The sequence below is a fragment of the Pseudomonas neuropathica genome, assembly GCF_015461835.1.
GTDB lineage: Bacteria > Pseudomonadota > Gammaproteobacteria > Pseudomonadales > Pseudomonadaceae > Aquipseudomonas > Aquipseudomonas neuropathica.
Genome location: NZ_JACOPX010000007.1, coordinates 1 through 14,615 on the forward strand (window position 1 = coordinate 1; position 14,615 = coordinate 14,615).

General features: G+C 60.4%; 13 protein-coding genes. 12 read left to right on the forward strand and 1 reads right to left on the reverse strand.

What is annotated here, in order from left to right:
• A partial coding sequence (locus tag H8F23_RS11160; RefSeq protein WP_194934428.1) for a DUF6124 family protein occupies nt 1–349 on the reverse strand: 349 nt, incomplete at its 3' end.
• A gap of 636 nt (nt 350–985) precedes the next feature.
• Between H8F23_RS11160 and flhA the strand changes: the two genes are divergently transcribed.
• From flhA to H8F23_RS11220, 12 genes are all read left to right on the forward strand, one after another.
• Nucleotides 986–3,115 (forward strand): flagellar biosynthesis protein FlhA, encoded by a 2,130-nt coding sequence (gene flhA, locus H8F23_RS11165; protein ID WP_093439768.1) that lies wholly within the window; start codon nt 986–988, stop codon nt 3,113–3,115.
• Nucleotides 3,116–3,126: 11 nt separating this feature from the next.
• A complete protein-coding gene (gene flhF / locus H8F23_RS11170; RefSeq protein WP_007920012.1) occupies nt 3,127–4,467 on the forward strand; it encodes a flagellar biosynthesis protein FlhF in 1,341 nt (446 codons plus the stop codon).
• A gap of 116 nt (nt 4,468–4,583) precedes the next feature.
• A complete protein-coding gene (gene fleN, locus H8F23_RS11175; protein WP_003222917.1) occupies nt 4,584–5,414 on the forward strand; it encodes a flagellar synthesis regulator FleN in 831 nt (276 codons plus the stop codon).
• The gene (fliA, locus tag H8F23_RS11180) at nt 5,411–6,151 is read left to right on the forward strand and encodes an RNA polymerase sigma factor FliA (protein WP_093439777.1); all 741 of its coding nucleotides are present in this window, start codon (nt 5,411–5,413) and stop codon (nt 6,149–6,151) included. The genes fleN and fliA overlap by 4 nt, the downstream gene beginning before the upstream one ends.
• A 166-nt stretch (nt 6,152–6,317) precedes the next feature.
• A complete protein-coding gene (locus tag H8F23_RS11185; protein WP_161986607.1) occupies nt 6,318–6,689 on the forward strand; it encodes a chemotaxis response regulator CheY in 372 nt (123 codons plus the stop codon).
• 18 nt (nt 6,690–6,707) lie between these two features.
• A complete protein-coding gene (locus H8F23_RS11190; protein WP_034151516.1) occupies nt 6,708–7,496 on the forward strand; it encodes a protein phosphatase CheZ in 789 nt (262 codons plus the stop codon).
• A 54-nt stretch (nt 7,497–7,550) separates the two neighbouring features.
• The gene (locus H8F23_RS11195) at nt 7,551–9,827 is read left to right on the forward strand and encodes a chemotaxis protein CheA (RefSeq protein ID WP_194934429.1); all 2,277 of its coding nucleotides are present in this window, start codon (nt 7,551–7,553) and stop codon (nt 9,825–9,827) included.
• Between the two features lie 49 nt (nt 9,828–9,876).
• The gene (locus tag H8F23_RS11200; RefSeq protein ID WP_095050191.1) at nt 9,877–11,013 is read left to right on the forward strand and encodes a protein-glutamate methylesterase/protein-glutamine glutaminase; all 1,137 of its coding nucleotides are present in this window, start codon (nt 9,877–9,879) and stop codon (nt 11,011–11,013) included.
• A complete protein-coding gene (locus H8F23_RS11205) occupies nt 11,013–11,753 on the forward strand; it encodes a flagellar motor protein (protein ID WP_003222929.1) in 741 nt (246 codons plus the stop codon). The genes H8F23_RS11200 and H8F23_RS11205 overlap by 1 nt, the downstream gene beginning before the upstream one ends.
• A gap of 12 nt (nt 11,754–11,765) precedes the next feature.
• Entirely contained in the window at nt 11,766–12,656 is an 891-nt protein-coding gene (gene motD / locus H8F23_RS11210) for a flagellar motor protein MotD (RefSeq protein ID WP_038363880.1), read from the forward strand.
• Between the two features lie 43 nt (nt 12,657–12,699).
• Nucleotides 12,700–13,488, forward strand: a complete 789-nt coding sequence (locus tag H8F23_RS11215; protein ID WP_008077691.1) for a ParA family protein — start codon at nt 12,700–12,702, stop codon at nt 13,486–13,488.
• A 116-nt stretch (nt 13,489–13,604) separates the two neighbouring features.
• Nucleotides 13,605–14,564, forward strand: coding sequence for a CheW domain-containing protein (locus tag H8F23_RS11220; RefSeq protein ID WP_194934430.1), 960 nt, complete (start codon nt 13,605–13,607; stop codon nt 14,562–14,564).
• The last annotated feature ends 51 nt before the right edge of the window (nt 14,565–14,615 follow it).

A 14,615-nucleotide genomic window follows, 5' to 3' on the forward strand; every position in this document is an offset into this window, starting at 1 on the left:
CCTCAAGATTATCCATCACCCGATTCACCGCCAGTTCCCCAAGCATGATCAGTTGCGCAATCCCCAGCAGCGTCCTGCGCTGCGACGCGGGTACGAGATGAGCGAAGTCATGGGCGATGGTTCTGGCTGAAGCGAGTGTTTCGCTGGCATCCGCCAGCAGTTCTTCGTTTTTGAAGTCTGCGGTAACGGCGTACATTCGGCGGGTTTTGCGTGGGGGTGGGGTGGAGCCGGGTGGGCAGAGGTAGTGATCGAGGGCGCGTTCGGCGGCGTCGTTGAGCTTTTTTGAATCGAGGGATTCGTAGGGGGAGGCGAGATCGGTTTCGGGTGGGTTGGGTGTTGGTTTGGTCATGGTGAAGCTCCTAGAGTCATTGGAGCTGCCAACGCTCGCTGCGAGACGAATGAAGGTGGCAGCTATACGCGGGTCGCAGACCGGGACTCTAGAACCGGCAGACCCGAAGGTCTCCCACGTACAGCCGCCATAAAAAAGCGGGTGTTGTGCGTCCAGAGATCGACGGGCTGCGAGACCCGATCACTGATTCGTCAGCGACCGATCCACAATAGAACCCGCCCCCAAGGCGCACAAGCCGGCGGATTCTGGCTTGGCTGTAGGTAATGGCGCAAGGGTTTGTAGCCTGAAAGGCGTGTCTGAAGGTGTCCTTTAAACAGCTTCGTTTAAATTAAGAAATTTGCGCCAAACATGAGGACCCCTTCGCGAGCAAGCTCGCTCCCACATTTGGAATGCATTCCACTCTGACATCTTGGAATGCGGTCCCCTGTAGGCCTTCGCCTGCTCGCGATAGCGCTCTGTCAGATGTAAATGCATTGACTGAAAAGTCCTCATCGCGAGCAGGCGAAGGCCTACAGGGGTCGCGCTTACGTTCCTCTCTGTTTCAATCCTTGGCAAAAGTTGGAAAGCTTCTTGCAGTACCCGCCGTGAGCCCGCTCTGGGCGTCAAAAGTTTGCTTTAAAGGAACGGGGAAAACCGGTGGATCGCTCTCAGTTATTCAACACTGCTCGCACAAACGTTGCCGACCTCAGTCGAGGCAATCTGGGCGTGCCGTTGTTGCTGCTGGTCATGCTGGCGATGATGATGTTGCCGGTGCCGCCGTTCCTGCTCGACGTGTTCTTCACCTTCAACATCGCGCTGTCGATCGTCGTTCTGCTGGTCTGCGTGTATGCGCTGCGGCCGCTGGATTTCGCCGTGTTCCCGACGATTCTGCTGGTCGCGACGCTGTTGCGGCTGGCGTTGAACGTGGCTTCGACGCGGGTGGTGATGCTCCACGGTCAGGACGGCCACGCCGCTGCCGGTAAGGTGATTCAGGCCTTCGGTGAGGTGGTGATCGGCGGTAACTACGTGGTCGGTATCGTGGTTTTCGCGATTTTGATGATCATCAACTTCGTCGTGGTGACCAAGGGTGCCGGACGGATTTCCGAGGTGAGCGCGCGCTTTACTCTCGATGCGATGCCCGGCAAACAAATGGCGATCGACGCCGACCTCAACGCCGGTCTGATCGACCAGAACCAGGCCAAGATGCGCCGTCAGGAAGTCGCCCAAGAGGCCGAGTTCTACGGTTCGATGGACGGTGCCAGCAAATTCGTCCGTGGTGACGCCATTGCCGGCCTGCTGATTCTGTTCATCAACCTCATCGGCGGTATGGCCGTCGGTATCTTCCAGCACAACATGAGCTTCGGCGATGCGGGCAAGGTTTACGCCTTGCTGACCATTGGTGACGGTTTGGTGGCGCAATTGCCATCACTGTTGTTATCGACAGCGGCGGCGATCATGGTGACTCGTGCTTCCGGTTCGGAAGACATGGGCAAGCAGATCAATCGCCAGATGTTCGCCTCGCCGAAAGCGCTGGCGGTGGCGGCCGGTCTGATGGCGGTCATGGGCCTGGTGCCGGGCATGCCGCACTTCTCGTTCCTGAGCATGGCCGCGCTGGCCGCTGGTGGCGCGTACCTGTTCTGGAAAAAGCAGAACGTCGCTAAAGTCGTGGCGTTGGAAGAGGTCAAGCGCCAGCAGGATTTGCTGCCGTCGCCGGCCCGCGCCATGGAAACCAAAGAGCTGGGCTGGGACGATGTGACGCCGATCGACATGATCGGCCTGGAAGTCGGTTATCGCCTGATTCCATTGGTCGATCGCAACCAGGGCGGGCAATTGCTGGCGCGGATCAAGGGCGTGCGCAAGAAGCTCTCGCAGGATCTGGGCTTCCTGATGCCGACCGTGCACATCCGCGACAACCTCGATCTGGCGCCAAGCGCCTATCGTCTGACCCTGATGGGCGTGATCCTCGCCGAAGCCGAGATCTATCCGGATCGCGAACTGGCGATCAACCCGGGCCAGGTCTATGGCACGCTCAACGGTATCAACGCCAAAGATCCGGCTTTTGGCCTGGAGGCGGTGTGGATCGAAATCAGCCAGCGTGCCCAGGCACAATCGCTCGGTTACACCGTGGTCGACGCTAGCACCGTGGTCGCGACCCACTTGAACCAGATTCTGTACAAGCACTCCAGCGAGCTCATCGGCCACGAAGAAGTACAGCAACTCATGCAATTGCTGGCCAAAAGCTCGCCGAAACTGGCTGAAGAGCTGGTGCCGGGTGTGGTCACGTTGTCGCAACTGCTCAAAGTGCTGCAAGCGCTGCTTGCCGAACATGTGCCGGTGCGCGATATCCGCAGCATCGCCGAAGCCATCGCCAACAACGCCGCGAAGAGTCAAGATACCGCCGCGCTGGTGGCTGCTGTGCGGGTCGGCGTATCCCGCGCCATCGTCCAAAGCATTGTAGGCACTGAGTCGGAGCTGCCTGTGATCACCTTGGAACCAAGGTTGGAACAAATATTGCTCAATAGTCTGCAGAAGGCAGGACAAGGCTCGGAAGAGGGCGTTCTGCTGGAGCCAAGCATGGCCGAGAAGCTGCAGCGTTCGCTCATCGAAGCGGCGCAGCGTCAGGAAATGCAAGGTCAGCCGGTGATCCTTTTGGTCGCCGGCCCGATCCGCGCGATGCTCTCGCGCTTTGGCCGCCTCGCCGTCCCTGGACTGCATGTGCTGGCCTACCAGGAAATACCGGACAACAAGCAAGTGACCATCGTTGCGACAGTAGGGCCCAACGGCTGAGGTAGTGGTTTATGCAAGTTAAGCGTTTCTTTGCCGCCGATATGCGTCAGGCCATGAAGCTGGTTCGTGATGAGCTGGGCGCTGATGCCGCCATCATTGGCAACCGCCGCATTGCCGGCGGTGTCGAGTTGACGGCGGCACTGGATTACAAATTGTCGGCGCTGGCGCCACGGGTTCCGAACATGGAACTCGAGGACGAACTGCGCAAGACCCAGTCGCGCATCGTCACCGCCCAGGCCGAGTTGAGCCTGCGTGGCGAAGCCGACGGCAACAGCAATCGCCAGATTTTCGCCGGGCTGCCGTTGACGGCCGGCCTGCCGCTGACCGCCGCTGAACCGCTGACCGAGCCGACCTACGCTGCACCAGCGCGTCCGGCTCCGGCCCCTGCGCAGTCCTCCGGCGGTGTCGATCCGCGTGCACTGGATTCGATGCGCTTTGAATTGAACAGCCTGCGCGAGCTGATGGAAGTTCAGCTCGGCACCCTGGCCTGGAATCAGCTGCAAGGCAGTCGTCCGGCGCAAGCCAATCTGTATCGCCGTCTGCAACGTATTGGTCTGTCCGGCCCGTTGTCGCGCGATCTGCTGGCGATGATCACTGATATCGAAGAGCCGCGTCAGGCCTGGCGCATGCTGCTCGCGCACCTGGCCCGGATGATTGCCGTACCGGAAGTCGAGCCGTTGGAAGAGGGTGGGGTGATTGCCATGGTCGGCCCTGCCGGCATGGGCAAGACCACGACACTCGCCAAGCTGGCCGCGCGTTATGTGCTGAAATACGGCGCGCAGAATGTCGCGCTGGTGAGCATGGACAGTTTCCGTATCGGCGCTCAGGAACAACTGAAGACGCTGGGCCGCATTCTCAATGTGCCAGTGACCCACGTCGATCCGGGCCAATCGCTGGTGCAAGCGCTGGATCCACTGCTGCGCAAACGCGTGGTGTTGATCGATACGGCTGGCCTGCAAGCCAGTGATCCGGCCCTGCGCATGCAACTCGAAAGTCTGGCCGGGCGTGGCATTCGTTCAAAAAATTATCTGGTCTTGGCAACCACCAGCCAGAAACAGGTTCTAACCGCCGCTTATCACAGTTACAAGCGTTGCGGGCTTGCCGGCTGCATCCTGACTAAACTGGATGAAACGGCCAGCCTTGGCGAAGTGTTGAGCCTGGCGATCAGTCATGAATTGCCGGTCGCGTACCTGACCGATGGCCCACGGATTCCGGATGATTTGCATCTGCCGCGCCGTCATCAACTGGTCAGCCGCGCCGTCAGCGTGCAAATGCAGGAAGAACCCAGCGAAGAAGCCATGGCTGACATGTTCGCTGATATCTATCACAGCCCGACCAAGCAGGTAGGCTGAGGTATTCATGAACAGTTTTTGTACCTACATCGATGGTCTGCCATGCATTGTTCCGGTTGTGAACGCGCAGCCAGTAATGTGGCCTCCGTCTATGCAAGACAAGGTAAAGAAATAACATGGGCAGCATGCATCCCGTACAGGTGATCGCGGTGACCGGCGGCAAAGGTGGCGTCGGCAAGACTAACGTGTCAGTGAACTTGTCGCTGGCGCTGGCAGAGCTTGGCCGTCGGGTCATGCTGCTGGACGCCGACCTGGGTCTGGCGAACGTTGACGTATTGTTGGGGCTGACCCCTAAACGCACGCTGGCCGACGTCATCGAAGGCCGGTGCGAGCTGCGCGACGTGCTGTTGCAAGGCCCCGGTGGCATTCGCATCGTGCCGGCGGCGTCCGGCACCCAGAGCATGGTGCACCTGAGCCCGGCGCAACATGCCGGCCTGATTCAGGCGTTCAGCGACATCGGTGACAATCTCGATGTACTGGTGATCGACACCGCTGCGGGTATTGGTGACTCGGTAGTCAGTTTCGTACGCGCCGCGCAAGAAGTGTTGCTGGTGGTCTGCGATGAGCCGACTTCCATTACCGACGCCTACGCGCTGATCAAATTGCTCAACCGCGATTACGGCATGAACCGCTTCCGCGTCCTCGCCAACATGGCGCAGAGCCCGCAGGAAGGGCGCAACCTGTTCGCCAAGTTGACCAAGGTCACGGATCGCTTCCTCGACGTGGCCCTACAATACGTCGGCGCCGTGCCTTACGACGAAAGCGTGCGTAAAGCGGTGCAGAAGCAGCGCGCGGTGTATGAAGCCTTTCCGCGTTCCAAGTGCGCGCTGGCGTTCAAGGCGATCGCGCAGAAGGTCGACACCTGGCCGCTGCCCGCCAACCCGCGTGGCCACCTTGAGTTTTTCGTCGAGCGCCTCGTGCAGCAAACGGCAGGGCCCGTGCTATGACCGCAAGCGGTATGAATTACTACAAGAAGTCGGCACGTGACGCGCAGTACGAGTTGATCGAGCGTTACGCGCCACTGGTCAAACGCATTGCCTACCACTTGCTGGCGCGCTTGCCGGCGAGTGTGCAGGTGGAAGATCTGATCCAGGCCGGGATGATCGGCCTGCTTGAGGTCTCGACCAAATACGACGCCAGCAAAGGCGCCAGTTTCGAAACGTACGCGGGCATACGAATCCGCGGCGCGATGCTCGACGAAGTGCGCAAAGGGGACTGGGCGCCACGCTCGGTTCACCGCAATACCCGTATGGTCAGCGACGCGATTCGCTCAATTGAAGCTAAAACCGGCCGTGATGCTAAAGATCACGAGGTTGCGGCCGAACTCCAATTGAGTCTCGACGATTACTACGGGATTTTGAATGACACCTTGGGCAGTCGCCTGTTCAGTTTCGACGACCTGTTGCAGGACGGCGAACACGAAGGGCTGCACGAGGATGGCGCGAGTGCTCATATGGAGCCGTCACGCGATCTGGAAGATGAACGTTTCCAGGCAGCGTTGGCGGACGCGATTGCCAATTTGCCGGAGCGTGAGCGACTGGTGTTGGCGCTGTACTACGACGAAGAGCTGAACCTCAAGGAGATCGGTGAAGTCCTTGGCGTCAGTGAATCGCGGGTCAGCCAGTTACACAGCCAGTGCGCGGCCCGTTTGCGGGGGCGTTTGGGGGAGTGGCGAGCGCGCTGAAGGCAGTGTGGGGACACTGCGAACGAGGCTGGTGCGGTGATGAACGGCACCGGTCTTGCTCTGTTGTGCTCCAGACAGTCTTCGAGTGCTGCGCCGATTGATTGAAGTGGCGCGTCCAGGTGCTGGGCGCGTTTAAGACTGCTTGGAGGTCGAATTGAACAAAGACATGAAAATCCTCATCGTTGATGACTTCTCAACGATGCGGCGGATCATCAAGAACCTGCTGCGTGATCTTGGGTTCACCAACACCGTCGAGGCTGACGATGGCGTGACTGCCATTCCAGTGCTCAACAGCGGAAGCATCGACTTTCTGGTAACGGACTGGAACATGCCGGGCATGACCGGTATCGACCTGCTGCGTCACGTGCGTGCCGATGAAAAACTCAAGCACTTGCCAGTGCTGATGGTGACTGCAGAAGCCAAGCGCGAGCAGATCATTGAAGCCGCTCAGGCTGGTGTAAACGGCTACGTAGTCAAACCTTTCACGGCTCAGGCGTTGAAAGACAAAATCGAGAAGATTTTCGAACGCATCGGCTGATGAACGCGCGGGGGAGCTATGGAGCATAACGAATCTTCACAGGGCGATTTCGAGTCGACCCTGAAAAAACACGCGGTCGAACTGGTCGAAAGCCTTGAAAAAGGCAGGTTCGGCGACGCTGTGCAACTGATCCATGAGCTCAATCAGACCCGTGACCGTGGCCTGTACCAGGAAGTCGGCAAGCTCACACGTGAACTGCACAGTGCGATCGTCAACTTCCAGATCGATCCGAACATGCCGCAGGCCGAGGAAGTGTCGCAAATCACCGACGCCACCGAACGCCTGGGCTATGTGGTCAAGCTGACAGAGGCCGCGGCCAACCGCACCATGGATCTGGTGGAAAGCGCCACACCGGTGGTCAATGGTCTGGCTGACGAAGCCCAGACTTTGAGCGCCGATTGGGGTCGCTTCATGCGTCGCGAGGTCGGGGCTGAAGAGTTCCGTGAACTGGCGCGCCGGGTCGACGGTTTTCTGTCACGCAGCAGCACGGACAACCGTGCGGTGTCGAGCAATCTCAACGACATCCTGCTGGCCCAGGATTACCAGGACCTGACCGGTCAGGTGATCAAGCGTGTGACCCAACTGGTCACCGAAGTCGAAAGCAATTTGCTCAAACTCGTGCTCATGGCCAGTCAGGTCGACCGCTTTGCGGGCATCGAACATGACCGCGCCGCGATGCTTGCAGAAAAAGATCCACAAAAACATCTCTCGCAGGGTGAAGGTCCGCAGATTCATGCCGATAAACGAGAAGACGTTGTGTCCGGTCAGGACGATGTGGACGATTTGTTATCCAGCCTCGGATTCTAGAGTTGTGGAATTTTAGGTTTTTTGGGTTTTTAGACCTGTAGGAGCACCCCATTAATGAGCTTCGGCGCCGATGAAGAGATCCTTCAGGATTTCCTGGTTGAGGCCGGCGAGATTCTTGAGCAACTGTCCGAACAACTGGTCGAGCTGGAAAGCCGTCCGGATGACGCAGATCTGCTCAACGCAATTTTTCGCGGTTTCCACACTGTAAAAGGGGGCGCCGGCTTCCTTCAGCTCAATGAGCTGGTGGAGTGCTGTCACATCGCCGAAAACGTGTTCGACATCCTGCGCAAGGGTGAGCGTCGCGTTGATGCAGAACTGATGGACGTTGTCCTCGAAGCACTGGACGCGGTGAACAGCATGTTCAGCGAAGTCCGTGAGCGTGCACCGATCACCGCCGCCACCCCGGAACTGCTGGCCGCCCTGGCGCGTCTGGCCGAACCGCAATCGGCGGATGCCGCCCCGGCATCGCCGGTGGCCGAGATGATCGAAGAACTGGTCGTCGAAGGCGACGCGTCGGGCGACATCACCGATAACGAATTCGAACAACTGCTGGACTCGCTGAACGCCGTCAAGGCTGAAGCTGAAGCCCCGGTCGCTGTTGCACCTGCGCAAACGGCCGCTGAAGCCGCGAGCGACGAAATCACTGACGCCGAGTTCGAGTCGTTGCTCGATCAGTTGCATGGCAAAGGCCAGTTCGCGGCGGATGCCGTGGCTCCGACCGCAGCGGCTCCGGCAGCCCCGGCGGCGGGCGACAGCTCGGATATCACCGACGACGAATTCGAAGCCCTGCTCGATCAATTGCATGGCAAGGGCAACTTTGCCGTTGAAGCTCTGGAATCGGCGATCGCCTCGGCACCGGCTGCGTCCGCCGCACCGGCAGCCGCCGCAGCTGGCAGCGATCTGATCAGCGATCACGAGTTCGAATCGCTGCTCGACGAATTGCACGGCAAAGGCAAGTTCACTGACGTTGGCGCCGCGACTGCCGGCGCTGCTTCCACGGTGGCTGCGCCTGCCGCCAAGGCTGCGGCCGCTCCGGCTGCTGCGCCAAAGGCAGCTCCCAAGCCTGAGCCGAAAGCCGAAGCGCCGAAACCGGCTGCCGCTGCTGCACCGGCTCCGGCCCGTGCTGCCGCCGCACCGCCGCCAGAAAAACCGGCGAGCGAAGCGGAAACCACGGTACGGGTTGATACCGCGCGTCTCGACGAAATCATGAACATGGTCGGCGAGTTGGTGCTGGTGCGTAACCGTCTGGTGCGCCTGGGCCTCAACAGCGGCGACGAAGCCATGTCCAAGGCCGTGTCGAACCTCGACGTGGTCACGGCTGACTTGCAGACTGCGGTGATGAAGACGCGGATGCAGCCGATCAAGAAGGTCTTCGGGCGCTTCCCGCGTCTGGTTCGCGACCTCGCGCGTCAGCTGAAAAAAGAGATCAACCTGGAACTGGTGGGCGAAGAAACCGACCTCGACAAAAACCTTGTCGAGGCCCTGGCCGACCCGCTGGTCCACTTGGTGCGCAACGCGGTCGACCACGGCATCGAGTCGCCGGAAGAGCGCGAGGCATCGGGCAAGGCCCGTGGCGGTCGTGTTGTTCTGGCCGCCGAGCAGGAAGGCGACCACATCCTGTTGTCGATTTCCGATGACGGCAAAGGCATGGACCCGAACGTCCTGCGCGCCATCGCGGTAAAACGCGGTGTGATGGACAAGGACGCAGCCGATCGCCTGAGCGATACCGAGTGCTACAACCTGATCTTCGCCCCGGGTTTCTCGACCAAGACCGAGATCTCCGACGTGTCCGGCCGCGGTGTCGGCATGGACGTGGTGAAGACCAAGATTTCCCAGCTCAACGGTTCGATCAACATTTACTCGACCAAGGGCCAGGGCTCGAAGATCGTCATCAAGGTGCCGCTGACCCTCGCGATCATGCCAACCCTGATGGTCATGCTCGGCAATCAGGCGTTTGCGTTCCCGTTGGTCAACGTCAACGAAATCTTCCACCTCGACCTGTCGACCACCAACGTCGTCGACGGTCAGGAAGTGGTGATCGTGCGGGACAAGGCGCTGCCGTTGTTCTACCTCAAGCGCTGGCTGGTCAGCTCCGCCGCTCACGAAGAGCAGCGTGAAGGCCACGTGGTGATCCTTTCGGTGGGCACTCAGCGGATCGGCTTCGTCGTCGATCAGTTGGTCGGTCAGGAAGAAGTGGTCATCAAGCCATTGGGCAAAATGCTGCAGGGCACTCCGGGCATGTCCGGCGCCACCATTACCGGTGACGGCCGCATCGCGCTGATTCTCGATGTTCCAAGCATGCTCAAGCGTTACGCCGCACGGCGTATTTGAATCCGGGGCGGCGGGGCGACAACGTCCCGCTGCACCTAATGGAGTGTTTATGGCAGTCAAAGTCCTGGTGGTGGACGATTCGGGTTTTTTCCGCCGCCGCGTCTCGGAAATTCTTTCTGCGGATCCGAGCATTCAGGTGGTCGGCACTGCAACCAACGGTAAAGAGGCGATTGATCAGGCGCTGGCGCTCAAGCCGGACGTGATCACCATGGACTACGAGATGCCGATGATGGACGGCATCACGGCAGTGCGGCACATCATGCAGCGCTGCCCGACCCCGGTGTTGATGTTCTCCTCGCTGACCCACGAAGGCGCCCGGGTAACGCTGGATGCGCTGGACGCCGGCGCGGTGGATTTCCTGCCGAAGAATTTCGAAGACATCTCGCGCAATCCCGAGAAGGTCAAGCAACTGCTGTGCGAGAAAGTGCATAGCATCTCGCGCAGTAATCGTCGTTTCAGTGCCTACAGCGCGCCTGCGCCGGTTGCTGCACCAGCGCCGACGCCTGCTCCGGCAGCATCGAGCTTCAGCAGCCACAGCACCAGTGCACCAACGCGTCCGGCTCCAGCTCCAGCGCCGACTCGCGCTCCAGCCGCCAGCGCCTCGTCGCCAGCGCCGAAACGCAAGGCCTACAAACTGGTTGCCATCGGGACCTCGACGGGTGGCCCGGTTGCGCTGCAACGCGTGCTGACTCAGTTGCCGGCGAATTTTCCGGCGCCGATCGTGCTGATCCAGCACATGCCGGCAGCGTTCACCAAGGCCTTCGCCGAACGTCTCGACAAGCTGTGCCGCATCAGCGTCAAGGAAGCCGAGGATGGCGACATCCTGCGTCCGGGCCTGGCGTTGCTCGCGCCGGGTGGCAAGCAAATGATGATCGATGGCCGTGGCGCGGTGAAAATCCTCCCGGGCGACGAGCGTCTGAACTACAAGCCGTGTGTGGACATCACCTTCGGTTCGGCGGCGAAATCCTACGGCGACAAAGTTCTGGCGGTGGTGTTGACCGGCATGGGCGCCGACGGCCGTGAAGGCGCGCGTCTGCTCAAGCAGGGCGGCAGCGCGGTGTGGGCACAGGATGAGGCAAGCTGCGTGATCTACGGCATGCCGATGGCCATCGTTAAAGCCGACCTCGCCGACGCGGTGTACAGCCTCGACGACATCGGCAAGCACATTGTCGAGGCGTGTCTCTGATGGATGTTTTAAGCCTTATCGGGATCATCATGGCGTTCGTCGCCATCATCGGTGGTAACTACCTTGAAGGTGGTCACCTCGGTGCGCTGGCCAACGGCCCGGCGGCATTGATCGTACTGGGCGGCACCATCGGTGCCGCACTGCTGCAATCGCCGATGAGCGCGTTCAAACGCGCCATGCAGATCCTTGCCTGGATTCTGTTTCCGCCACGGGTCGATCTGGCCGGCGGCATCGACCGCGTCGTCAACTGGAGCCTCACCGCGCGCAAGGAAGGCCTGCTGGGCCTGGAAGGCGTGGCCGATGCCGAACCCGACAACTACTCGCGCAAAGGCCTGCAATTGCTGGTCGATGGCGCCGAGCCGGAAGCGATCCGCAGCATCCTTGAAGTGGATTTCTACACCCAGGAAGCCCGCGACATCGAAGCGGCGAAAGTCTTTGAAAGCATGGGCGGCTACGCGCCAACCATCGGCATCATCGGTGCAGTGATGGGCCTGATCCACGTGATGGGCAACTTGGCTGATCCAACACAACTGGGCAGCGGCATCGCTGTGGCCTTCGTCGCGACCATTTACGGCGTGGCCAGTGCCAACCTGGTGTTGCTGCCAGTGGCGGCCAAGCTGAAGTCAATCGCGTTGCGGCAGTCGCGTTATCGCGAAATGTTGCTGGAAGGGATCTTGTCGATCGCCGAAGGTGAAAACCCTCGCTCCATTGAGTTGAAGCTGCAAGGCTTCATGGATTAAGGGAATAACCTCATGGCACGCCGTCGCCACCAGGAAGAGCATGTAAACCACGAACGCTGGCTGGTTTCCTACGCTGACTTCATTACGTTGCTGTTCGCGTTCTTCGTGGTCATGTACTCGATTTCGTCGATCAACGAAGGCAAGTACAAAGAGATTTCAGAAGCGCTGGTCGGGGTCTTCAAGGACTCCGACCGCGCGCTCAAGCCGATTCCGATTGGTGACGAGCGGCCGAAAACCGTGACCCCGGCCAAACCGCTGGTCAAGGACGCCGAACAGATCGATGCCGGTATCGCCGGTGCCAGCGATCCGCTGAAAAGCATCGCCGATGACATCAGCGCCGCGTTCGGCGATTTGATCAGCTCCAATCAGATGACCGTGCGTGGCAACGAGTTGTGGGTCGAGATCGAACTCAACTCCAGCCTGTTGTTCGGCAGCGGTGACGCCATGCCGAGCGATATCGCGTTCAACATCATCGACAAGGTCGCGGCGATCCTCAAACCGTTCGATAACCCGATCCATGTCGAAGGTTTCACCGACGATCAACCGATCCGTACCGCGCAGTACCCGACCAACTGGGAGCTGTCCTCGGCGCGCTCGGCGAGCATCGTGCGCATGCTGGCAATGCAGGGCGTCAACCCTGGTCGCCTGGCCTCGGTCGGTTACGGTGAGTTCCAGCCGGTGGCCAACAACGCCACCGCTGAAGGCCGCGCGAAGAACCGTCGCGTCGTACTGGTGGTGTCGCGCAATCTCGATGTGCGCCGCAGCCTCACGGGCACCGGGACCGCCAACGCGCAACCGGATGCTGCGTTGAAGCGTGCTGGCACACAAACTGCACCGACCCCGGTCAAGACGCCGGGACGCGAGAGTGCCGTCAATTCTCCGTCACCCGCATTAACACGCTGAGCTATGTCTCGGTCGAGCATATCGGCCGGGAGGAACGAACCGAATGAGAGTCTGGGCAGTCGCCAATCAAAAGGGTGGTGTCGGTAAAACCACATCTTCCATCGCTTTAGCCGGATTGCTGGCCGAGGCGGGCAAGCGCGTGGTTGTGGTCGACCTCGACCCGCACGGCTCGATGACCAGCTATTTCGGCTACGACCCCGACAGCCTGGAACACAGCAACTACGACCTGTTTCTGCACAAGGGCAGCGTGCCGCAAGGCCTGCCGGGGCAGTTGCTGTTGTCGACCAGCGACGAACGCATTTCCCTGCTGCCATCGAGCACTGCACTCGCCACCCTGGAGCGGCAGTCGCCAGGGCAGAGTGGTCTCGGTCTGGTGATCGCCAAGAGTCTGGCGCAGCTGTGGCAGGATTTTGATTACGCAGTGATCGACAGCCCGCCGTTGCTCGGCGTGCTGATGGTCAACGCCCTCGCGGCGAGCCAGCAACTGGTGATTCCGGTGCAGACCGAGCATCTGGCCGTCAAAGGCCTGGAACGCATGGTCAACACCTTGGCGATGATCAACCGCTCGCGCAAACAGGCGCTGCCGTTCAGCATCGTGCCGACCCTGTTTGATCGCCGTACTCAGGCCTCGATGCATACCTTGCGCGTGCTGCGCGACAAATTTCCCGACGAAATCTGGCAGGGTTACATCCCGGTCGATACCCGTCTGCGCGACGCAAGCCGGGCCGGTGTCACGCCTTCGCAATTCGACGGCAAGAGCCGTGGCGTGCTGGCGTATCGTGCGCTGCTCAAGCACCTGTTGGCGCAACAACTTGTTCCGCAGGTGGCTTGAATGACGTTGAACCTTGTAGGAGCTGCCGCAGGCTGCGATCTTTTGATCCGGCTTTTTGGCGTTCCTGAAAAGATCAAAAGATCGCAGCCTGCGGCAGCTCCTACATGGGGTTGCGTATGAATCGGCCGGTCAAGTTGACGTCGAAGCCGCAATTGGCGCTGCAGTCTTATCTGGATAATTTGCTGCTGGAAGTTCCTGAAGAGCTGCCGCCGGTCATTGAGGCGCAGCCTGAAGTAGTCGAAAGCACCGAAACGCTGGACGAATTCCAGGCCGCAGTGCTGGAAGAGCAGGCGCGTGACGCACAGAAAGCGGCCAGGCCTGCTGCGCCGGTTGTCGCGCCTGCCGCCGCACCGGTCGCCAAGGCACCGGTTGCATTGATTGAAGAAGCCGAGCCGGTTCGCGCGTCCGTTTCGACACTGGCACCGCTGCTGCAAACCCAATTGCTGAAAACCGCGCCGGAACCGGCAGTGGTCGAACCGGCCCCAGCTCCGGTTGCCCCCGCGCCCGTCGAACAGACGCTGGTCCCGCCGTTGGTGGAGGTACATCTGCCGCCGAGCAATACGCCGCCACCGGTGGAAACCGATGGTCGCCCGGCCTGGGCCTCGGAAGCGTTCGAATGCCTGCTGTTCGACGTCGCCGGCCTGACGCTGGCCGTGCCGCTGGTGTGCCTCGGCTCGATCTACTCGCTGGCCGGCCACGAGCTGACGCCGCTGTTCGGTCAGCCGGAATGGTTCCTCGGCATCCTGCCGAGCCAGGCCGGTAATTTGAAAGTGTTGGACACCGCGCGCTGGGTCATGCCGGATCGCTACCGCGATGACTTCCGTCAGGGCCTGCAGTACGTGATTTCGGTACAAGGTTACGAGTGGGGGCTGGCGGTGCATCAGGTCAGCCGCTCGTTGCGTCTGGACCCGAATGAAATCAAATGGAGAAGTCACCGGGGTCAGCGGCCATGGCTCGCCGGCACCGTGATTGAGCACATGTGTGCATTGCTTGACGTTTCCGCACTGGCCGAATTGATCGCCAGCGGTGGGGCAAAGCACCTCGGCGGCCACAAGCCGCTACATAAACCGACATAGCAGCCGACATAACAATCAGGCGACGGCATTGTTGAATGCCGCCACACAGAA